Origin of the sequence: Enterococcus sp. E5-162 (assembly GCF_035725965.1) — a bacterium.
Lineage (GTDB): Bacteria > Bacillota > Bacilli > Lactobacillales > Enterococcaceae > Enterococcus_B > Enterococcus_B lactis.
The window spans coordinates 122,077-144,533 of sequence record NZ_JAPRFV010000008.1 but is presented as its reverse complement, the minus strand read 5'-3'; the positions used below and the strand labels follow the sequence as shown (position 1 = coordinate 144,533).

Sequence of the window (22,457 nt, the reverse complement as noted above, 5' to 3'; positions counted from 1 at the left end):
CACCACAGTGTGGTGGCGATAGCGAGAAGGATACACCTGTAACCATGCCGAACACAGAAGTTAAGCTTCTTAGCGCCGATTGTAGTGAGGGGTTGCCCCTTGTGAGAGTAGGACGTCGCCACGCAAATAAAAAAAGATGAACTAGAAATAGTTCATCTTTTTTTATTTTTATTAAGTTAAAGAACGGATTCAATTGCAGTGGTCATTTTCAATGGAGAAGTTTGTGGTGCAAATCGTTCAATTACTTTTCCATTTCGATCAATCAAAAATTTAGTGAAATTCCATTTTATGGCTTTAGTGACAGTACCAGGAGCTTCATTTTTAAGATAAGTAAAAAGAGGATCTGTATTTTCTCCATTTACATCAATCAATTGATGCATAGGGAAGGTAACGCCATAAGTGGCTTTACAAGCTTCTGCTGCTTCAGTCGCTGAAGCTAGTTCTTGTTTAAATTGATTCGAAGGAAAGCCTAATATAACCAAACCTTGTGACTGATAAGCTTGATAAAGTTCTTCTAATTGCTCGAATTGCGGTGCTAGGCCGCATTTTGTTGCAGTATTGACGATGATTATTGGTTTGCCGGCATATTTTTCCAATGAATAAACTGTGCCGTCTTCTAAAGCAACTTCAAAATTATAGATAGACATAAATTTTTCTCCTTTCTATTATATGATAAAAAGAGTGCTAAACTGAAAACTAGCTATTTGTTTTCTCGTTTAGTACTCTTTTCAGACAATAAATAGTTAATAAAACGACTACGAAGATAAGATAGCTTTATTGCTTCTCACCTTTACGTTCTTTTAGAAACTATGCTTCTACTTCAGACCATTCATCGCGTTTTGCTAAAAATTCACGAGCTAAGGCTTGCGCACCTTCTAATGTATGGCTAGCAGCCCAGCCGCATTGTGTTTCATTGCTTGCTGGTACTTCAGTAGCTTCAAGGACATCTTTCATCGTTGCTTCCAGAACATCTAAAATATCTTCGTAACTTTCATGATTCAACACAGTCAAGTAAAAGCCTGTTTGGCATCCCATTGGTGACCAGTCTACGATATAATCCGCATGATTACGGATTAGTTCAGCAGTCAAGTGTTCCAATGAATGCAGACTTGGCATATCCATGTGTTCTTTATTTGGTTGTTTAAAGCGGACGTCGTATTTAATGATGACATCGCCATGTGCACCTGTTTTTCGATCGGCTACACGTACATAAGGTGCTTTGACTTTTGTATGGTCAAGATTAAAACTTTCGACATTCATTCTCATTTGTAAGACTCCTATCTATTTGTTCATTTGTTTTGATGTTTTCCACTAAAGAATTATTTAGTGAAATTTACAAAAACGTCTTTCTACTTGATTCTAACACTTATCGTTTCCAAGGTGTAGCAATCTGAAATATTTTTTAGATTTTTCTGCTAAACCATTTATGTGGACTTTCTAGTTCTTGATTGTGTCAAATGCCTGAGCTAAATCGTTTATGAGATCCTGACCATACTCAATTCCTACAGAAAGACGAATTAATCCGTCCTTTATGCCAGCCTCTTCACGTTTTTCTTTTGGAATAGACGCATGAGTCATGACAGAGGGAACTTCTACTAAACTTTCTACGCCACCTAAACTTTCTGCTAGAGTAAATAGTTGGAGAGATTCAATAAAAGGAATAGCAGTTGCTTCATTTTTTAAAGTAAAAGAAACCATTCCGCTAAAGCCGCTCATTTGTTGCTTAGCAATTCCATAAAGTTCATGGTCGGGTAATCCTGGATAGTAGACCTTTTCTACTGCTGGATGAGAAAAGAGAAAATCAGCTACTGCAAAAGCATTTTTTTGATGTTCCTCCATACGAACACTTAGAGTCTTGATTCCACGCTGAAGTAACCAGCTATCTTGAGGACCAAGAACGGCACCGATAGCATTTTGATAAAATCCAATCTGCTCAGCCAGCTCTTTATGTCTAGTAGTCACTAAACCAGCTACTACATCGCTGTGTCCGCCTAGATATTTGGTGCCGCTGTGGACAACGATATCAGAACCAAGATCTAATGGTTTTTGAAAATAAGGAGTAGCAAATGTATTGTCAGCAATAACTATCAATCCATGTCGATGAGCCAGAGTGGCACTTTTTTCTAAATCAGTAATCTTTAGAAGCGGATTGCTAGGTGTTTCAAGATAAAGTGCTTTTGTATTGGGGTGGATGGATTGTTCTATTTTATCAAGATTGCTCGTATCTATGATCGTGTACTCGAGACCATTTTTAGTAAGAACCTTGTCAAATAGACGGAATGTTCCCCCATAGACATCATCTCCTAATAAGATATGATCGCCAGCTTCAAAAAGAGAAAAAACGGCATGAATCCCAGAAAGTCCAGAAGAAAAAGCGAATCCTCGAACACCCCCTTCCAAATCAGCAATCAGTTCTTCCAGTGCAAAACGAGTAGGATTACCAGATCTTGAATATTCATATTGCTTAGGATGTCCGACTCCATCTTGTCGATAAGTGGATGTTTGATAAATAGGTACACTGACAGCTCCTGTTGTGGGATCTTCACTGATGCCTCCGTGGATCAATTTTGTTTGAATATGCATGTTTCTTTCCTCCTATAAGTAAATGTTTTTTGATAAATAGCGGTCTGCTGCGTCTGGAAAAATCGTAACGACACGATGACCAGGTGGTAAACGACGAATTTCTCTTAATGCTGCTGCAAAAGCCGCACCACTCGAACTTCCAACTAATAGTCCTTGTTCTCGTGCTAATTGCCTAGTATAGTTAAACCCTTCTCCATCAGAGATTGTTTCGATCTGATTGATTGAAAGGGGAGAAAGAAACGGCGGAATGAATTCTACACCGATACCCTCAATTTCATGAGGGGCTGGATCTCCGCCATTTAACACAGAGCCCTCTGGTTCTACACCGATTATTCGAATATCGGGATATTTTTCTTTCAAAAAGGTAGAAGTTCCAGCAAAGGTTCCACCGCTACCGATCCCCGCCACAAAACTATGAATATCTTCTTTGATTTCATGAAAGATTTCCGGTCCTAACGTATAATAGTAAGCAGCGGGATTATCTTTATTTTCAAATTGAAGAGGCAGATAGCTATTCGATATCTCTTCTGCAAGTTTTTTACTTTTGCTGATGGCACCGACGATTCCTTTCTCACTAGGAGAATGGATGATCTTTGCTCCCAATGCTTTCATCAATTGTTGTTTTTCCAAGCTGAACTTCTCTGGAACAACAAAAATCGTTCTTAACTGATGCGTGAGTGCGGCCAGAGCAATCCCAATCCCTGTGTTTCCGGCAGTCGGTTCGATGATCGTCGTTTTTTCATTGATTTTTCCTTGGGCAAGTCCTTCTTTGATCAAATAACTACCCAATCGATCTTTGATACTTCCTCCTGGATTTAAATATTCCAGTTTTGCATAAATAGCAGAACCTTTAGGCATAGAATAGTGCTGATTGTCAAAGCGATAAAGCGGTGTGGAACCAATAGCTTCTGTAATTGTCGAGATAATCATATGGACCTCCTAAAAAAGATAATAAAAAAAGGAGCTGACTATTAAATCAGCTCCTTGAAAGACATAGAGAAAAATTGAGTAGACAAAAGGTAAATTACCTGGTACTCATTCTATGAAGGGCAATTAATAGACATGACAAATAGTATGCTGCTTTTACGCACCATACAACAGCAACGATTCAATTGTTTTTGGTTGCTGACTGTCATGTGTATCCCTCCAATTAAAATTTTTATTAACGATAGCATGAAAAAAAATAAAAGTCAAAGGCTTGAAAGAAAAAAATTTCGATAGTATCGTTTACCCGTGTTTATTTTTTTTTGACAAATAGGCATGAAACCTTAAAAGATAGAGAATACTCTAGTTTTCTGTCCGGTTGTCTGATACAATAAAGTTGATTATGATAAAGAAAAGAAGGAGCAAAAATAATGATCTCAGCAAGTGATTTAAGAGCCGGTATGACGTTCGTTCAAGACGGTAAATTGATTAAAGTTCTGGATGCAAGCCACCATAAACCTGGTAAAGGAAATACAGTTATGCGTATGAAACTGAAAGATGTCCGTTCAGGCGCAACATACGACACAACTTTCAGACCAGAAGAAAAATTTGAAAAAGCACATATCGACACAAAACCTGTGCAATATTTGTACACGATGGACGATACAGCTTTCTTCATGGATTTGGAAACATATGAACAATATGAAATTCCTGTAGAAACAGTAGAAGAAGAAATGAAATATATCCTAGAAAACATGGAAGTAAAAATCCAATTCTTCGGTAGCGAAGTTATCGGTGTTCAATTACCGACAACTGTCGTGTTGCGTGTCGTGGAAACACAACCTTCAATCAAAGGTGCAACAGTTACTGGTTCAGGTAAACCAGCGACAATGGAAACTGGCTTAGTGGTCAATGTTCCTGACTTCATCGAAACAGATGAATTATTGGAAATCAATACAGCAGAAGGTTCTTATGTAAAACGTGCGTCAAAATAATAAGCTAACGAATTGATAAGAAGTTGAAAAACATAGTTTGACCTCTTGAAAAGTGGATCATCCGATCTGCCTTTCAAGAGGTTTTTTGTAGAATCAGCCGATTGAAAAATAAAAAAGTATTTGTTTTATTTACACTTTGAAATACAATTTAATTGAAAGACGTGATCTGTCGAATATTTTGAAAGAGAGGAATCTTTATGGGATTCATCCTATTACTGTTTTTTTATCTTTTGATTTTTTTGTTATGGGTAATAATTGTAACGCTTGCATTCCCAGAAGTAGCTTTGTACATAATTGTTGTTTTGTTTTCGATGTTCCTTCCGAATGAAATAGGTGGGCGATATATTGAATTATTAGAATTTTTTCAGCCTATCATCCATTATTTTCAACGATTTACAGAAGCGCATCTATCTGTAAAATTATTTATTCTTTTAAGCATTCCACTGAGTTACCTGCTGTTGTCTAGTCTATTACAATTTTATGGTATTTATCCATTGCAGATCATAGGATCATGTATGACGTTAGTTACTGTTTTTTATTTATTAAATGTTATTTTTCAATTAGCTTTGATTTGGAATATTTTGCTGACAGTTCCGATCTCTCTCGTAGCAATTGGTATCCGTTTAGTTGTTTATCATTCTTTGAATAAGTATTTTCGTAAGTGTACGTATTTATTCACTTTTTTACTCAAAGAAAAAAATGAAAAGAAAGATACTTCTGAGCATACGCAACAATCATCTAATCAAAATAAGAACAACAAAAAAACTTCTTTAGTAATCAACGAGCCTTTTGAACTGGAAGCTTATTTTAGGCTAATCTTAGGTGTAGATGAACAGGCAACAAAAGAAGAGATCAAACATGCCTATCGACAAAAAGTCATGAAGTATCATCCAGATAAATCCGTAGAAGAAAATGCGAAAGAAAAGTACGAAGAGATTATCGAAGCCTATAAATATTTGAAATAGTTTCAAATTGCCATGTTTCCTTTTATTTTCCTACTGCTTGTATAATCAAGATAGCGTTTTCTTTCTCTTTATATTAAAATAATATTATAATTAAATTAGTTTAAAAAGAGAAAACGGAGGCTGAATAATGGAGAAGCATACGACGAAAGAGACACAGAAAGAAAATAACAACGTAAAAAAACAATTAAACTTTGCGGATAATCATGAATTTATGTTAGCTAGCCAGAATTGTGTTGCTCCCTTTAACCATTTAGAGATTATTCAAGAAGGAAAAGTTATATGGAGCCAGAAAGCTTATGCATTTTTAGAAGAGGAATGTCCAAACTGTGCGAATCCAAGTCTTTGGGAAAATGCGCGATGTAACCATCAAACGGGTCTCTTTCGTGTCACTGAGCAAATCTTTCAGTTACGGGGATTTGATATGGCCAACCTCACACTGGTTCTTATCCCAAACAATAAATGGATTGTCTTTGATACATGGATGAGTATCGAATGTTCAAGAGCAGCGATTGAGTTTGCGGATCGCTGGTTTAATGAAAACGGGTATCCAGAAGTGGAGGGGAATCTTGCAGGAATCATTATCAGTCATTCCCATGTCGATCATTTTGGTGGCATACGCGGTTTGTTTAAAGACTTCAAAGTAGATCCTTCTGTTCCGATTTATGTACCTGAAGGATTTACGGAAGCTGCTATTTCTGAGAACCTTATGGTAGGGAAGGCCATGGGAAGAAGAGCAGTCTTTCAATATGGCTCTTCCTTAGAAAAAAGTCCATTTGGTTCCTTATCTGTTGGGATTGGACAAGGACAATCTACAGGCACAATCAGTTTTGAGCTTCCTACTTGTGAGATCACTGAAAATAAAATAATCGCTATCGATGGATTAGATCTGGATTTCCAATTGACCCCTGGCACAGAAGCCCCTGCCGAAATGAATACGTATATTCCAGCATATCAAGCGCTTTGGATGGCAGAAAACTGCACTTGTACGATGCATAATCTTTATACTCTGCGAGGGGCACAGATACGAGATGGAAAAAGCTGGTCGAGATACCTTATCGAGGCACAACGGCGCTATGGACCAAAAGCAAAAGTATTGTTCCATGCGCATACTTGGCCGCGGTATGCCACTGAGGAGGAACCAGATGCTATTAACAGGTATTTACTAGACCAAGCACGGTTATATAAAGGAATTCATGATGAATCACTTAAAGCTGTCAATGCCGGGTATACCATAAACGAATTAGCAGAACAAGTCGCTTTGCCAGAAGAGCTGACAAACCAGTGGTATCTAAGACCATATTACGGAACGATTGCTCATAATAGCAAGGCGGTTTATCAAAAGTATATCGGTTGGTATGATTCAAATCCGGTGAATTTGAATCCGCTTCCTCCTGAACGGGAAGCGAAACAAACGGTAAAGTACATGGGTGGAGCAGAAGCTATCTTAGAAAAAGCGCATGAAGATTATGAAAAAGGAAATTATCAATGGGTGGCAAAAGTTACGAATTTGGTCATTTACGCAGATCCTGAAAATAAAGAAGCAAGAGCGCTTTGCCGGCGGTCGTTGACACAACTAGGGTATCAAACGGAATCTGGGGCTTGGCGAAATGAGTACTTGACTGGAGCACTGGAATTAAAGGAAGATGTGGACTTGTTTTCAATTGAATCGGCTGATTCGTCAGAGCTATCGGCACAGATGAATGGAGAAATGTTGCTGGATTATTTAAGCATCCATACTATTTCGACCAAAAAACAACAGACGGGCATGGTAAAGTTCACAGATGACTGGCAACTTTCAAATGGTCAAATCCATTCATTGCCAACGACTTATTTCATCGATTACTGGCAAGGAATTTTGACTTATTATCCTATTTCTTCAGACAAAGAGGAGGCCGCGCTTATTTATGAAGGAAAAAGAGTAGCATTCCTCCAGCAAATGCTTGATTCCTCAGGTGAACCACGAAGCTGGTCCATGCTTTTTAAAGCAGATACAAACAACTATTTCAATATCATGGAACCGTGAAAATAGTTGAAATAACTCAAAAATTTAAGATGTCCGAACGATATGGAAGAAAGAAGGGTTTATCATCGCTAAACAGCGATAAACCTCTGCTAATACGCAGGAATATTCTTCTAATAGTTCGGATATTTTATTTTTTGTCCCCTTTTTTATTTTTGTTTTAAAAAAATATTTCGAAATATACTAGACAATTCAGAAAATTTTGTATAATATTATTCCAATAAAATTCAAATCTTTATCAAATGAAATTCCAATAAAAACGGAAAAAATGTGAAAAGAGGAATGAAAAAATGACAGAATTGATAATTGGCGGAGTCACAGCAAGCACATTAGCAGAAAAGTATAAGACACCTCTGTATGTGTATGACGAAGAAAAGATGAGACAAACGATGCTGTCATTCAAGCGAGGCTTTGTATCGAAGCATTTTGATACAAAAGTTCTTTACGCCTCTAAAGCATTCCAAACGATTGAGATGCTACGTTTAGTCCATGAATATGGATTTGGGCTGGATGTTGTCAGCGGTGGGGAAATCTATACCGCTTTGCAAGCTGATTTTCCTAGAGATGCTATTTATTTCCATGGTAATAACAAGACCCCAGAAGAACTGAGCTATGCACTTGAAAATGAGTTGTTGCATGTTGTTGCCGATAACTTGATGGAAGTCGAGTTATTAGAAGAATTAAGCCAACGCTATTCTAAAAAAGTCGATGTCATGCTTCGGTTGAATGTCGGTGTAGAAGCCCATACTCATGAATATATAGTCACTGCACATATTGATTCAAAATTCGGCATGAGCTATGAAAGTAAAGAGTGTCAGCAAGCTCTCCAATTGATAAAAGAAAGCAGTTATCTAGAGTTAGAAGGTTTTCATGCCCATATTGGGTCACAAATTTTTGATGTTACTGCTTGGCTAGCTGAAATCGACAAATTGACGAGTTACTTAACCGATTTTGACCAACCACTTTCCTTGAATCTCGGGGGAGGATTCGGGATTCGTTATACACAAAATGATCAGCCAATCCCAATCGAAGAGGCACTAAAAAAGCTGATTGAATATACGGAAGAATCTTTGGACAAACGAAAACTGACGATTCGTCAACTACTGATCGAACCAGGAAGAAGTATTGTTGGGGAAGCTGGTACAACACTATACACGATTGGCTTCATCAAAAAGACACCACATAAAAAATATTACTTTGTAGATGGCGGGATGACAGATAATATCCGCCCAGCTCTGTATCAGGCAGCATACGATTGTGATTTAGCAGAAAAACTGTCGGAAGAAAAAACAGAAAAAGTGACGATTGCAGGGAAAATGTGTGAATCAGGTGATGTGGTAATCAAAGAAACTTATTTGCCGAAAGCAAAATCGGGTGATCTTTTAGCTGTTTATTCCACGGGGGCTTACGGATATTCGATGAGCAGCAACTACAATCGAGCGACACGACCAGCAGTTGTTTTTGTCAATAATGGTCAATCGAGACTGGTTGTTCGCAGACAAGTATTTTCTGATCTACTAAGGGGGGAAGTTTCTTATGATCCTTCATAAATATAATGGCTGTGGAAATGATTTTATCTTATTAGATTACACAGAGGATACGGATTATAGTCAATTAGCTGCTTCTTTATGTGCAAAAGAAAAATATGACACAGACGGATTGATCGCCGTAAAAACCGATCCGTTGGAAATGATCTATTACAACAAAGATGGTAGCCGTGCCCCTATGTGCGGAAATGGTATTCGCTGTTTTGCTCGATATGTGAATGATCAAAATAGGATGGATGAACAGGAATTCGACGTAGAGACGTTAGCAGGCACAAGAAAAATTACGGTGTTGGCTCCCTCACCTTTTTATTGCAGCGTAGATATGGGAGTGCCAGATGATTCTCCAGAAAAAATCAAAGCTGCGCAATCTTATCCAATAAAAAACCAGGAAATAGAGATTGGTGGCGAAAAAGTAACAATCACTAGTTTATTTTTAGGGACGATCCATACCGTTGTTTTTGTTGAAAATTCGCGTGAGGAAGTCTGGAAAAAAAGAGGCGAACTGATCTGTCATCATCCTTTGTTCAAAGAAAAAACCAATGTCAACTTTGTAGAAGTAGTCAATGAACAGGAATTGACCGTCCGTACCTATGAAAGAGGAGTAGGTTGGACACTTGCTTGCGGTACAGGTTGCTGTGCCTCTTATGCGGTTGCGAAGGAAACTGGGAAGATTTCAGCAGATCAGGTAGTCGTTCACTTGGAACAAGGAGACTTGATGATCTCTGGTGAGGATACGATACAAATGGCTGGTCCAGCAGTTCATGAATGGACAAGAATATTGGAGGAATGAAGATGATAAAAGGTTCGATCGTGGCGCTGATCACGCCGATGAATGAAGAGGGATCAGTAGATTATGCTGGTTTGGAAAAATTGATCCAATTCCATTTAGATGAACAAACAGACGGATTATTAGTTTTGGGTACAACAGGAGAATCTTCTACACTCACACAATCTGAGGAGGAGAAGATCCTTCAACTGACAGTAAAGAAAGTGGCTGGCCGTGTGCCGGTGATTGCAGGAGCTGGAACGAATAATACGAAAGAAACGATTGAAAAAGCGAAGCATTTTGCTTCTTTGGGCGCAGATGCACTTTTGGTCATCACTCCTTACTACAACAAAACAAGTGATGCAGGATTAGCTGCTCATTTCACAGCAATTGCAGAATCATCACCAATCCCGCTTATTTTATATAATGTCCCTTCTAGAACAGGCATGTCGATTCCAATCCATGTACTAGTAAATTTAGCAGAACATCCTAATATCATTGGTTTGAAAGAAGCCTCAGGAGATATGGCTTATGTGATGGAAGCCGCTCGATTGATTAGCGAAAAATTCAGTCTTTACAGCGGAAATGATGATTTGATCCTGCCAGTAATGAGTGTAGGAGGGAGCGGTGTAATCAGTGTATGGGCAAATATCCAGCCTAAAATAGTCCATGAGTTAGTAAAAGATACGATGGACGGAAGATGGCAGCAAGCAAAAGAAAAACAATTAAATGCACTTGAGCTGATCCATGCCTTGTTCAGTGAGACCAATCCTATTCCTGTCAAAGCAGCTATGTCGTTATTAAATTTACCTTCAGGACCTCTACGCCTGCCTTTAGTGTCCCTTTCGGAAGAGAAAAAGAAACAATTAGCTCAGCTTTTGCTAAGGGAAAGGACGGTTGAAAAATGAAAATCGGACTGATTGGCAGTGGACAGATGGGGAATAGAGTCGAAGAAGTTGCACAAGAAAGAGGAGACACGGTCCTTCTTTTACGGACGGCATCTAAAGAAGCAACTACACTTACTTTTACGGAACTGCCAGAACTGCTTATTGATTTTTCTCATCCAGATAATTTAGAGATGATCCTTTCGTATAGCTTGTCTTATCAACTTCCGTTAGTCATTGGCACGACAGGTTATACACAATCACAGTTCCAAGAAATGGAAGAACATGCCAAGCAGGTACCTGTGATGTATAGTGCTAATTTTTCGTTAGGCATCATGGTGATGAACCAACTGATCAAGCAAGCAGCTGCAATGTTGCAAGGCTGGCAGATCGAACTGATTGAAAAACATCATAGTCGTAAAAAAGATGCACCATCTGGTACCGCGAATATGCTTCTTCAAACAATCCAAGAAGTACAAAAGCTTCAGCCTGTATACAACTGGCAAGGACAAAAAAGAGAAGAAAATCAAATTGGTGTACACAGTATTCGTGCAGGTTCTTTACCTGGTGAACATGAGGTAATGTTTGCAGCTCCCGATGAAGTATTTACGATCAAACATGAATCTTTTTCTAATCGAATCTTTGCTGCAGGTGCAGTAGAAGCAGCGGACTGGTTGAAAAATCAGCCACCAGGTTATTACAAATTAGAAGATTTATTAATGGATAAAGGGGTGTAAGAAACGTGGAAGCTCAAGAAATCATCCGCTACATTCAAACGGCATCTAAAAAGACGCCTGTGAAAGTCTATCTGAATGTAACCGAGCCAATCAAATTTAAAGACAGCAAAGTTTTTGGTGAAGGAAACAGCTTCGTTGTTTTTGGTGATTACGAGTCGATTGCTCCGGTTTTAGAAGCTGAAGCGGAAAAAATCATTGAAATCGAAATCGAAACTGCTGCAAGATACAGTGCAGTTCCTTTGTTGGATATCAAAAAAATCAATGCCCGTATCGAACCAGGTGCTATTATCAGAGATCAAGTGTCCATCGGCAACAATGCCGTGATCATGATGGGAGCGATTATCAATATCGGTGCAGTAATCGGTGAAAACACGATGATTGATATGGGTGCTGTCTTAGGTGGACGAGCGACAGTGGGCAAAAACTGCCATATTGGTGCAGGAGCTGTCTTAGCGGGTGTAATCGAACCCGCATCGGCTAAACCGGTTATCGTAGAAGACGGCGTACTGATAGGTGCGAATGCAGTGATTGTTGAAGGTGTCCATATCGGAAAAGATGCAGTCGTGGCAGCAGGAGCAGTGGTTTTAGAAGATGTGTCAGCAGGTACTGTTGTCGGTGGGATACCTGCACGAGTCTTGAAAATAAGTGATGATCAGACAAAAGAAAATACAGCATTGATTGCTGCGTTACGCGAATTATAGAGGAGATGGAGAAAAATGCGCGAAATAGATACCTGTATTGTGGGGGCAACCGGATTAGTCGGACAAACGATGCTCAAAGTGTTAGAAGAATATGATTTTCCAGTAGGACGATTGAAATTATTAGCGTCAAAACGTTCAGCTGGCAAAGTTTGTGTATTCAAGGGGAAGAAACACACTGTACAGGAATTGACAGAAACTTCATTTGAAGGATATGATTTAGCGCTATTTTCTGCAGGTGCTTCTGTATCCAAAGAGTTTGCGCCAATCGCAAGAAGTCAAGGATTATTTGTTATAGATAATTCCTCGGCATGGCGAGAAGATTCGGATATTCCATTGATCGTTCCAGAGGTTAATCTGGAAGACTATACATTGAATCGGCTGATTGCGAATCCAAATTGTTCAACCATTCAAGCGGTACTACCGCTTAAAGCTTTACAAGAAGCTTTTGGAATCCAACGAGTCAATTATTCGACCTATCAAGCAGTTTCTGGTTCTGGACAGAAAGGTATCCAAGATCTTTATCGCACGCAAAATGACGAGGAACCAGCTTTGTATCCTTATAATATTAGTCAAACGGTGATTCCAGAAATCGATCAGCCTTTGGAAAATGGCTATACCAAAGAAGAACAGAAAATGATAAATGAGACCCGTAAGATTCTGCATCAGCCTGATTTGCCAGTATCAGCAACTTGTGTACGTGTGCCAATCGAGAATGGACACGGAGTCTCGGTGGCCGTTCAGTTGCAAAAAGAGTTTACGATTGAAGAAGTTAAAGAGTGTCTCAGTCAGTTTCCAGGGATCCAATTAGAAGATGATCTAGCAGCACATAAATATCCAACGAGCATTCTTGCTAAAGGAACAGATACGGTTTATGCTGGGAGGATCAGAAAAGACACCTCTTTAGAGAACGGACTGTTGTTCTATACAACTGCCGATAACATACGCAAAGGAGCCGCTGCAAATGCCGTACAGATTGCTGTAGCTTTAATGCAGAAAATAGCGGAGGTGGCAAGATGAGTAATACGCTGAAAATAGCAAAATTCGGCGGAACATCGATGTCTCATGAAGAACAATTCAAAAAAGTCCATACAATTGTTCTTTCAGATCCCAATCGTCAAGTGATCGTTGTTTCTGCTTTAGGCAAACGTACATCAGATGATGACAAAGTAACAGACTTACTTTATTTGATTTATGCCTACCTTCAGCATCATGTTGATTGGACACCTCTTTGGGAAAGGATCTGTGAACGTTTCGTTCAAGTAAGAGACCTTCTTGACCTGCAGTTACCTGTGGAAGAGGAACTGGCACGCATACAAAAACAACTGGAAGATGAAAAGATAACTGAAGATTATTTAGTAAGCAGAGGTGAATATCTGACTGCTCGACTGATGGCTGAGTATCTTGGTTACCAGTTCATTGATGCAAAGGACCTGCTGTTCTTTGACTATGATGGAAAAATCGATGAGGAAAAAACAGCACAGGAAATCACAAAAGCATTTAAAAGATATCCGAAAATGGTTGTTCCAGGATTTTACGGGGCAAACCCTGCAGGCAAAGAAAAATTATTGGGACGTGGGGGAAGCGACATTACTGGCGCGATACTGGCGAAGATGCTACAAGCGGCGAGTTATGAGAATTGGACAGATGTTTCAGGAATCATGATGGCTGATCCGCGAATCATCGATCATCCTAAAATCATCGAGGAAATCTCTTTTAGAGAACTGAGAGAGATGGCTTATATGGGGGCTAATGTTCTTCATGAAGCAGCTGTTTTCCCAGTTCAAGAGGCGGATATCCCCATCCAAATAAAAAATACCAATGATCCTTTCGCTCAAGGAACAAAAATATCGAATCACGAAGTGGAAAAGGAAAATGGACTGACAGGAATAGCTGGACGCAAGGATTTTCTTTCGATCACTTTATTCAAACGTCATATGTCTGATGAAATCGGGTTTATCTGGAAAGCAATGAGCATTTTTGCTAAACATGAGATATCAATCGAACATATTCCTTCAGGGATCGACAATATCGGAGTGATCGTTTCAGCAGAAGCGATTGCCGATAAATTATTTCTCATCACAAAAGAATTAAAAGAAACACTTGGCGTGGAAGAAATCGTCGTGATTGAAGACTTAGCTTTGATCTCTGTCGTTGGCGGACCGCATAAAGAATTGATCGGTTTATCTGGGAAAGTGTTATCGATATTGAACAAATTAGAAATTCGCACATCGATCTTATCACAAGGAGCACAGGAGTTGAATCTAATCATCGGTGTACCGAATGATCAGTATGAAACCGTAGTGAAGGGTATCTATGAAGGGATGGTGAATACGGATGCTGAAAGAATATCGAATGGCACTCCATCAAATTCCTGAAATCGGATTTCATGAATTCAAAACAAAAAAATATTTATATGAACAAGTAAAAAATAGTGGAGCCGTTATCCATGAAATCGGCGAAACAGGACTGCTTCTTTATTTTGATAATCAACAAGAAGAAACGATTGCTTTTCGAACAGATATCGATGCACTGCCAGTCAAAGAAGAAACAAATCTCTTTTTTGCTTCTAAGCATGAAGGGTATATGCATGCATGTGGTCATGACGGACATATGGCGATGCTTTTAGGGTTGACCGACTTTATAACTGAACACATCGAGGAGCTTATTTATAATGTAGTACTGATTTATCAGCCATCAGAAGAAATTTCCGGCGGCGCACAAAGTGTTATTCAGTCAGGATTGTTAGATAAATATGAAGTACAAGCAATATTTGGCTTTCATCTATGGCCTGGACTAGCTAAAGGAGAAGTTTTTTCTCGACCAGGACCTTTGATGGCACAAAGCAGTGAAACAGACATTATCATCAAGGGCCAGTCCGCGCATATTGCTTCTAGTGAAAAAGGAATCGATAGTCTGGAGGCAGCTGTACGATTTTTGAAGAATGTTTATGATTTTGATCGGCAATTACCGGCAGAGTGGAATCATCTAATGAAATTTGGTCAAATCCAAGGTGGAACGATCCGGAATGTTTTAGCTGGAGAAGTTATTGTATCCGGAAGTATCCGTTCTTACAGTTCAGATATGCAAAATTATTTGAAGAGGGGATTAGCTCATTTAGCAGAACAGTTTCACTCTGCAGCAACTATTTCTTTCCGCTATAATGACGGCTATCCAGCTGTGATCAATCATGGAGGCTTATATGCAGCGTTGTCGGATTCAAACAAATTACATGAATTAGAGGATCCAGTTCTTCAAGCCGAAGATTTTGGCATATATACGCAACAATATCCTTGTGTATTTTTCTTTTTAGGTGTCGGTGATACCCCTGCTTTACATGATCCGACGTTCGATTTTGATATGGATGTTTTAGAAAATGGTGTAGAATGGTACAAAACGATTCTTTTTACAGAAAATCTTCTTGAAAAAATCGATAGCAGTTCAAAAGAGGAGCGAGTAAATAATGATGAATTTATCCAATCGATTTAATCCCAGACTTTCTAGAATAGAAGTATCTAAAATACGGCAATTCGATCAGCAAATATCGTCGATACCAGATGTGATCAAGCTCACCTTGGGAGAACCGGATTTTCCGACTCCCGAACATGTCAAACAAGCCGGAATAGCAGCGATTGAAGAAGACTTTTCTCACTATACCGAAATGAGAGGACTGGAGGAACTGCGGGAAGCTGCTTGTATGTTTCAGCAACAGCGTTATGGATTAACTTATGATCCGCAAACGGAAGTTTTGACGACGGTTGGTGCAACGGAAGCGATTGCCTCTGCATTGTTATCTGTTTTAGAAGAAGGAGACAAGGTTCTTATTCCAGCGCCTGCTTATTCAGGATATCAGCCATTAGTGGAACTAGCTGGTGCTGAATTGATTCCGATAAATACTTCTGACACAGGGTTTGTTTGTCAGCCGGAACAATTTGAACGAGCATTTGAACAATATGGATCAGCTATCAAAGCAGTCATTTTAAATTATCCTAACAATCCCACTGGAACGACATTGTCTGCAAGCCAGTTGGAAGCAATCGCTGAAGTTTTAAAAAAATATCCGGTATTTGTTATAAGTGATGAAGTATATGCTGAATTGACTTACACTGGAACGCATATATCCATAGCTTCTTATCTTCCGGAACAAACAATCGTGATAAGCGGGTTATCCAAGTCACATGCGATGACTGGTTGGCGAGTAGGCTTTATTTTTGCTCAAAAAGCCCTTATTGACGAACTAATTAAAGTCCATCAATATCTGGTGACTGCGGCTACAACGATGTCGCAAAAAGCTGCGACTGAAGCGCTAATAAATGGAGTAAAAGATAGCGAGAATATGAAAGAACAATATCAAACACGGAGAGACTATCTGGTCCAGCAATTGGCGCCTTTAGGATTTGAAGTGACTCAGCCAAATGGTGCATTTTACTTATTTTGCAAACTCCCAGCTGTCATTCAAACCGACTCTTGGCAGTTTTGTGTAGACTTAGCGGAACAGGCAAAAGTTGCGTGTATCCCTGGCATTGCATTTGGCCCAGAAGGAGAAGGCTATATACGGATTTCTTATGCTAGCAGTATGGAAAACTTACATGAAGCGTGCAAACGGATCAAAGACTTTTTAACAGAACAGTAATTCATGAATTTTCTCAAAAAACAATCGACATCTTTGCGGTATATTCTGCAAGCTGCCGATTGTTTTTTAAATTTGGTTCAAATGAGCGCGTTTCTTTTGATTCATAACTGATGTAATGTTAAGTTTAAATTGTTTAGAATGATTTTAAAAGAATATTCAAGGAGGTTTCATCAATGGAAAAAATCAAAGTTGTCATTGTAGGTGCATCTCATGGAGGGCATCAATCGATCTTGGAACTATTGACACGATACGGTGAAAATGTAGATATCACGCTATTTGAAGCAGGAGACTATGTTTCCTTCATGTCATGCGGTATGGAGCTGTATCTAGAAGACAAGGTAACAGATGTAAATGATGTACGTAATTTCAGACCAGAAAACTTTCCGCAATCCAATGTTCATATTTTAAATAATCACGAAGTAAAAACGATCAATGCAGATAAAAAAACAGTAACGGTTACTAGCACATCAGATAACGAAACAAAAGAATATCCTTATGATAAATTGATCTTGAGTTCTGGTGTCAAACCAAACAATTTGCCAGTACCAGGGGCAGATTTAGAAAATGTCTATTTGATGCGTGGATACAATTGGGCAACCAAAATCAAAGAAAAATTAAATGATCCTGCTATTAAAAAAATCGCTGTCGTAGGTGCTGGTTACATTGGGATCGAAGCAGCAGAAGCAAGCCGAAAAGCTGGAAAAGAAGTCGTCTTGCTTGATGTGATCGACAGACCCTTAGGCACATATTTAGATGCTGAGATGACAGACATTTTAGAACAACACCTAAATGAAAACGGTATTGAAGTTTTGACAAACGCCAAAATCGAAGCCTTTACCGGAAACGGAAAAGTGGAAGCGATCAAAACAAGTGAAAAAGAAATCCCAGCAGACCTAGTCATCCAAGCTGCTGGAGTGAAGGCAAATACTGAATGGTTAAAAGGGATCGTCGACTTAGATGAACGTGGCTGGATCCAAACGAATGAATACTTGCAAACAAATCTTCCAGATGTGTATGCAGTAGGAGATGCTACACTTGCTTATTCTATCCCAGCACGCAAAAAAATGCCGATCGCTTTAGCGACTGTTGCACGTAGAGAAGCACGTTATGTAGTAAAACATCTTTTTGAAGAAGTACCAAATAAACCGTTCGGCGGAGTCGTAGGTTCCTCCGCATTAAGTGTCTTCGACTACCATTTTGCAGCAAGTGGATTAAATAGCTTCACTGCAGCAAAAGCAGGAGTAGATGTACGAGTGTCTTATTATGAAGATACGTTACGACCAAAATATGTACCAGAAGAACAAGGAAATCCAAAAGTGTCCATCCAATTATTCTCAGATCCAATGACCCATCAATTGCTAGGAGGAGCAGTATTATCTACCTATGATGTTACAGGTCAAGGAAATGTGTTGGCACTAGCGATACAAAATAAACTGACTTTAGAAGAACTGGCAGAAGCCGACTTCTTCTTCCAACCAGGTTTTGACCGACAATGGAGCATGTTGAATCTAGCCGCTCAACAAGCACTAGGAGAAGAACCATTTGTAGAATAAGGAAACGAAATATTTGAAAAGAGGTTGTGACAGAAGTGGTCAGCTTCAAGAAATAAGAAGGAATTTACGGAAATTGTTTCTCAAATTTTTGTGAAATTTCGGCTTATTTTTCGAAGAAGCTACTTCTGGAACACCTTTTGTTCGGAATAAGGACTGTGACACGACTCGTGTCACAGTCCTTATTTTAGTGAAAGGATACATTTCTTCCTTGTATATTCCATGCGTGTTTGAGAGAAAGCATATATAATTTAATTAACAGATAGTTAGGGGGAGAAAGAATGGTTTTTTCAATCACAATGAAACTGGTATTCGGGTTGATCGGCTTGTTATTAGTGGTGCGTTTGCTTGGGAAGAAATCCATGTCGGAAATCACACCATTTGATTTAGTCTATACGCTTGTTTTAGGGGGGATCTTAGAAGAATCAACCTATGATGACAATGTCCATGTAGGCCATGTCCTATTTGCCATTGCGCTTTGGGCAGTAATGATTTATGGTATCGAACGTATCGTCCAAAAAAATGAAAAAGTCAATCGCTGGGTTAAAGGCGAGCCCTCTGTTTTAATCAAAGACGGCGTCATCAACATGACAGAGTTGGCAAATAACCATATCGAGATGGAGCAGTTGCGAGCAATCTTAAGACAGCAGGAATGCTTTTCTCTTGAAAATGCCAAACATGTTATCCTAGAGAATGCCGGTCAAATGAGTGTATTGAAAAAATCAGATGATGACAAAGCTTTGTCGATCCTACTAGTGGACGAAGGACAAATCCAGCATAAAGTACTTCAATCCAATCAACTAGATGAATCGTGGCTTTTGGAGAATTTGAAGAAAGAAGGCTATGCAGACGTAAAACAGCTGATTTATGTCGAATGGTCAGAAGAAAAAGGGTTCTACGTACTAAACAAAGAAGACGTGATGCATGAATCTTACCGGATAGATGGATAGAGAGAGGTTGTGAAATCAGCTCTTTGACTTGATACTCAAAACTAAGCGACTTTTTCGCAACCTCCACTAAACGATGTTCAATCAGCTAATAATAAGATCAAAATGCTGATTGAACAGCCTCTCATGTCACAAACCATTTTTTTGTTTCTTTTAACTCAATATGCCGTACGTCTTCCCAAACTATCGGCTGATGGTCGATCATAAAATAATCTTCATAGGCTTCACCAATGAAATGACCTTCAACCTCATCTAAGAGTCTTCCAAATTCATCTGTTAAATTGAGCTGGATGATTACTGCTTTACGAGATAAAAAAGCTTCTGTCAGTATACTATCGATTTCTTGTAATGTCATTTGTTGTTTAGGGAGAGGTTGTTTGCGTGCTTCTTCTTCATTTTTTTTGATACCGTTGACTAGTTCTTCCATCGCAAAAGCGGTCCCCCATTTTAATCCAAATGGACGATCTCGATACTCGTTATAGTCAATGAATTTTTTTGCTGTCCGTCTCATCTTTTCCACCTTCTAATCCACTCATACCACCTGCATGCCCACCAACGAGAGAGCTACGTGCAATGGCGCGTCCTCCTTGCAAGAGACTATGCGCATGGATGATTGATTTAAAGCCGTATTTTTTTCTGATCGTATCGACTACAAAATCAACTTTTGCTTCATTTATCTGCTTTTCAGGATCTTCAAAAAGGTTAAGCTGTAAACCTGTCGCGTATACGAGGTTGGAACAGTTCACGCCTATACGTCGAATATCCTGACAGCGGTAATGCTGGTGGAAAATGGTCAATAAAGCATCTGCTAGATTTCTGCTAGCATTTGTCGCTTCGATTTTTGTTTGCTGGTGAAAACCGGTCTTACCATTTGGGTCAAGATAACCTAAGGAGTATCCTACCCATAAGCTGACTACTTGTGCTTTTGCTGCAGATCGTCTCAAGCGAGTGCCGACTTGATCGGCCATTTCTTTGATAACGATCTCGATTTCTTCTTGCCTCGTATAATCTCTATCTAGAATTTGACTATTTCCGATACTTCTTGATTTTGGTATATATTCTTGTCCTAAAAAACTTCGATCGATTCCCCAAGCATGGGCATAAAGCTGAGTACCGATGATCCCTAACGTGCTTTTCAAGTGATAATAATCCGCGTGAGCTAAATCATAAACCGAATGTATACCCATTTGTTTCAGTCGTTTTGCTGTTCGTTTGCCGATTCCCCAAAAGTCAGTGATATCTGAGATTGTCCATAACTTTTCTGGGACATCTTCATAACGCCATTCAGCAATCATTTGTTTTCCGTCTTTTGAGCCATTATCTAAGGCTAGTTTAGCAAGTAGTGGGTTATCGCCGATTCCTATAGTCGTGTAGATTCCGGTCTGTTCAAATACATCTTTATGGATCAGCTTAGCCATGTCGTACGCATTCGTTTTACCAAAGAGTGCCATGCTATTTGTTACATCAAGGAAGCTTTCATCAACGGAATAGACATGATGGTTCGCTTCATCTGCATATTTTTTATAGATAGTATTGATTTCTCTGTTTTTTTCCATATAATAAGCCATCCTTGGAGCAACAATATATAAATCACTTGGATAGGGAAAGGGTAAATCTCTGGCACGGCTGATATTGGTGATGCCGTATGCTTTTTTTGCTGCAGGACTGGAAGCCAAGATTAATCCGCTACCCCGTGTTTCTGTCGAATCAGACGGATAGGACATTACTACTAATTTAGTTGTAAGGGGATCAAGATCCTTTTCCACGCACTCTACGGAGGCGTAAAAAGATTTGCAATCAATACATAAAATATCTCGTGAAGGTTCTTTTTCATAAACAAATACTGGATTTTGATTCGCCCACATAACAATCACCTCTTCTACACAATTAGAACACATGTTCCCTTTTTGTGTCAATAAAAAACAGCAATTTTCAAATGTGAGCCTTTTGCTCATGTTTGAAAATTGCTGAGAGGTTATTTGTATTTGTTTATTTAGCTGTGTTCATTGATTTTTCTATCAAACATGAACGGCTTCTGGATCAATCTTTGTTGTCCCATTTCCAATGTGTGCAACATAAAATTCTGGAGCATAGCCGACAACTTTCATATATTCATCATAGACATTGTTTTTGAAGGCAGGTATATTTTCTTCTTTGACAAGAGCAATCGCACAGCCACCAAATCCAGCTCCTGTCATTCGTGCACCTAGGACACCTTCTTGTTTTTGAGCAGCGTCCACTAGCGTATCTAACTCGATCCCAGTCACTTCATAATCATAGCGAAGAGAGTGGTGAGAATCATTTAGCAGTTGTCCAAATGCTTCCAAGTTTCCAGCTTCTAATTCAGCTTTTGCTTTCAAAGTACGTTGATTTTCAGAAACAGCATGACGAGCTCTGCGTGTCAATGTATCATCACCGATTTGGTCAATAGTTGATTCAAATTCTTCTTCATCTAAGTCTCCTAAAGAAGAGATAGGCAAAGTTTTTTGCAGACGTGCCAAGGCTTCTTCGCATTCGCTGCGGCGCTCATTGTATTTTGAATCTGCCAATTCCCGACGTTTATTCGTATTCATGATGACGATTGCATAACCATCTAGTTTCACTGGGACCATTTCATATTTCAGCGTATTTGTATCTAACAAAATCGCATGATCTAGCTCACCGAAGCCGATGGCAAACTGATCCATGATACCTGAATTGACACCGATGAATTCATTTTCTACTTTTTTACCCGTTTGAACTAGTTCCAAACGACCCGTTTTTAAATCAAATAGATCTTCTAATACAACACCTACCAATAATTCTAATGAAGCACTACTGGAAAGTCCTGCACCGTTAGGAATTGTTCCTTCCACCAACAACTCAAATCCATGATCAATTGGGTGTCCAGCTTCTTTTAATTTAAGGATCATTCCTTTTACGTAGTTTGCCCAATTTGCTTTTTTATCATATTCTAGCTCGTCTAAAGTAAAACTGATGACACCGATATCATCAAAGTTTGTGGAATAAACTAATATTTTATTATCGTCTCTAGGTGCGGCGACACCTTGTGTTCCATAAGTGATAGAAGCAGGGAAGACATGACCGCCATTGTAATCGGTGTGTTCACCAATCAAATTGATGCGACCTGGCGAGAAGTATTGTGTCGTTTTTTTAGGGCCGAATGTTTCGGCAAATTTTGTGTTTAAGCTTCTTTTGATTTCCATGA

Annotated in this window: 21 protein-coding genes and 1 rRNA gene; 15 read left to right on the top strand and 7 right to left on the bottom strand. The window is 39.1% G+C overall.

The features are described from left to right. Window positions 1-8: 8 nt before the first annotated feature. Window positions 9-124 (top strand): 5S ribosomal RNA (gene rrf / locus OZZ83_RS09470). A 52-nt stretch (window positions 125-176) separates the two neighbouring features. Here the strand turns inward: rrf and OZZ83_RS09465 are convergent. From OZZ83_RS09465 to OZZ83_RS09450, 4 genes are all read right to left on the bottom strand, one after another. Continuing rightward, window positions 177-647 carry a glutathione peroxidase gene (locus OZZ83_RS09465; RefSeq protein WP_002308095.1) on the bottom strand — a complete coding sequence of 157 codons (471 nt, stop codon included), beginning with the start codon at window positions 645-647 and terminating at the stop codon, window positions 177-179. Window positions 648-807: 160 nt separating this feature from the next. Continuing rightward, entirely contained in the window at window positions 808-1,266 is a 459-nt protein-coding gene (locus tag OZZ83_RS09460; protein WP_002289439.1) for an S-ribosylhomocysteine lyase, read from the bottom strand. A gap of 171 nt (window positions 1,267-1,437) precedes the next feature. After that, entirely contained in the window at window positions 1,438-2,583 is a 1,146-nt protein-coding gene (locus OZZ83_RS09455; RefSeq protein WP_002312002.1) for a cystathionine gamma-synthase, read from the bottom strand. A gap of 12 nt (window positions 2,584-2,595) precedes the next feature. Then, window positions 2,596-3,513, bottom strand: coding sequence for a PLP-dependent cysteine synthase family protein (locus OZZ83_RS09450; protein WP_002313332.1), 918 nt, complete (start codon window positions 3,511-3,513; stop codon window positions 2,596-2,598). A 425-nt stretch (window positions 3,514-3,938) separates the two neighbouring features. On the opposite strand from OZZ83_RS09450, the gene efp reads away from it, so the two are divergent. From efp to OZZ83_RS09380, 14 genes are all read left to right on the top strand, one after another. Beyond that, complete coding sequence (gene efp / locus OZZ83_RS09445; RefSeq protein ID WP_002289434.1) at window positions 3,939-4,502, top strand: elongation factor P; 564 nt, start codon at window positions 3,939-3,941, stop codon at window positions 4,500-4,502. A 197-nt stretch (window positions 4,503-4,699) separates the two neighbouring features. Next, window positions 4,700-5,467, top strand: a complete 768-nt coding sequence (locus OZZ83_RS09440) for a J domain-containing protein (RefSeq protein WP_002344585.1) — start codon at window positions 4,700-4,702, stop codon at window positions 5,465-5,467. A gap of 127 nt (window positions 5,468-5,594) precedes the next feature. Further along, on the top strand, window positions 5,595-7,490 hold the full coding sequence (locus OZZ83_RS09435; RefSeq protein WP_278023602.1) for an alkyl/aryl-sulfatase: 1,896 nt from the start codon (window positions 5,595-5,597) through the stop codon (window positions 7,488-7,490). 287 nt (window positions 7,491-7,777) lie between these two features. Then, window positions 7,778-9,037, top strand: a complete 1,260-nt coding sequence (gene lysA, locus OZZ83_RS09430; RefSeq protein WP_087063176.1) for a diaminopimelate decarboxylase — start codon at window positions 7,778-7,780, stop codon at window positions 9,035-9,037. Then, on the top strand, window positions 9,024-9,824 hold the full coding sequence (gene dapF, locus OZZ83_RS09425; RefSeq protein ID WP_002308107.1) for a diaminopimelate epimerase: 801 nt from the start codon (window positions 9,024-9,026) through the stop codon (window positions 9,822-9,824). Before lysA ends, dapF begins: the two co-directional genes overlap by 14 nt. Before the next feature lie 2 nt (window positions 9,825-9,826). Beyond that, the gene (gene dapA / locus OZZ83_RS09420) at window positions 9,827-10,708 is read left to right on the top strand and encodes a 4-hydroxy-tetrahydrodipicolinate synthase (protein ID WP_002313335.1); all 882 of its coding nucleotides are present in this window, start codon (window positions 9,827-9,829) and stop codon (window positions 10,706-10,708) included. Further along, a complete protein-coding gene (gene dapB, locus OZZ83_RS09415) occupies window positions 10,705-11,421 on the top strand; it encodes a 4-hydroxy-tetrahydrodipicolinate reductase (RefSeq protein ID WP_252706817.1) in 717 nt (238 codons plus the stop codon). Before dapA ends, dapB begins: the two co-directional genes overlap by 4 nt. A gap of 5 nt (window positions 11,422-11,426) precedes the next feature. Then, on the top strand, window positions 11,427-12,122 hold the full coding sequence (gene dapD / locus OZZ83_RS09410; RefSeq protein ID WP_002308112.1) for a 2,3,4,5-tetrahydropyridine-2,6-dicarboxylate N-acetyltransferase: 696 nt from the start codon (window positions 11,427-11,429) through the stop codon (window positions 12,120-12,122). 15 nt (window positions 12,123-12,137) lie between these two features. Further along, window positions 12,138-13,139 (top strand): aspartate-semialdehyde dehydrogenase, encoded by a 1,002-nt coding sequence (locus tag OZZ83_RS09405; protein WP_002308113.1) that lies wholly within the window; start codon window positions 12,138-12,140, stop codon window positions 13,137-13,139. 8 nt (window positions 13,140-13,147) lie between these two features. Next, the gene (locus OZZ83_RS09400) at window positions 13,148-14,497 is read left to right on the top strand and encodes an aspartate kinase (protein WP_050396362.1); all 1,350 of its coding nucleotides are present in this window, start codon (window positions 13,148-13,150) and stop codon (window positions 14,495-14,497) included. Beyond that, window positions 14,457-15,608 (top strand): M20 family metallopeptidase, encoded by a 1,152-nt coding sequence (locus tag OZZ83_RS09395; protein ID WP_002308115.1) that lies wholly within the window; start codon window positions 14,457-14,459, stop codon window positions 15,606-15,608. Before OZZ83_RS09400 ends, OZZ83_RS09395 begins: the two co-directional genes overlap by 41 nt. Continuing rightward, entirely contained in the window at window positions 15,583-16,752 is a 1,170-nt protein-coding gene (locus OZZ83_RS09390; RefSeq protein WP_252706816.1) for a pyridoxal phosphate-dependent aminotransferase, read from the top strand. The genes OZZ83_RS09395 and OZZ83_RS09390 overlap by 26 nt, the downstream gene beginning before the upstream one ends. Before the next feature lie 173 nt (window positions 16,753-16,925). Beyond that, entirely contained in the window at window positions 16,926-18,305 is a 1,380-nt protein-coding gene (locus OZZ83_RS09385) for an FAD-dependent oxidoreductase (RefSeq protein WP_002308118.1), read from the top strand. Window positions 18,306-18,583: 278 nt separating this feature from the next. Continuing rightward, window positions 18,584-19,252 (top strand): DUF421 domain-containing protein, encoded by a 669-nt coding sequence (locus tag OZZ83_RS09380; protein ID WP_002308119.1) that lies wholly within the window; start codon window positions 18,584-18,586, stop codon window positions 19,250-19,252. Window positions 19,253-19,373: 121 nt separating this feature from the next. On the opposite strand, the gene OZZ83_RS09375 is transcribed toward OZZ83_RS09380, so the two are convergent. The 3 genes from OZZ83_RS09375 to OZZ83_RS09365 all read right to left on the bottom strand — a co-directional run bounded on the left by OZZ83_RS09375 (window position 19,374) and on the right by OZZ83_RS09365 (window position 22,455). Continuing rightward, window positions 19,374-19,760: a hypothetical protein gene (locus OZZ83_RS09375; protein WP_002291408.1), complete on the bottom strand. Its 387-nt coding sequence runs from the start codon at window positions 19,758-19,760 to the stop codon at window positions 19,374-19,376. Beyond that, window positions 19,732-21,114: a Y-family DNA polymerase gene (locus tag OZZ83_RS09370; protein WP_002312015.1), complete on the bottom strand. Its 1,383-nt coding sequence runs from the start codon at window positions 21,112-21,114 to the stop codon at window positions 19,732-19,734. Before OZZ83_RS09370 ends, OZZ83_RS09375 begins: the two co-directional genes overlap by 29 nt. Window positions 21,115-21,267: 153 nt before the next feature. Further along, on the bottom strand, window positions 21,268-22,455 hold the full coding sequence (locus OZZ83_RS09365) for a galactokinase (RefSeq protein ID WP_278023606.1): 1,188 nt from the start codon (window positions 22,453-22,455) through the stop codon (window positions 21,268-21,270). Window positions 22,456-22,457 lie beyond the last annotated feature (2 nt).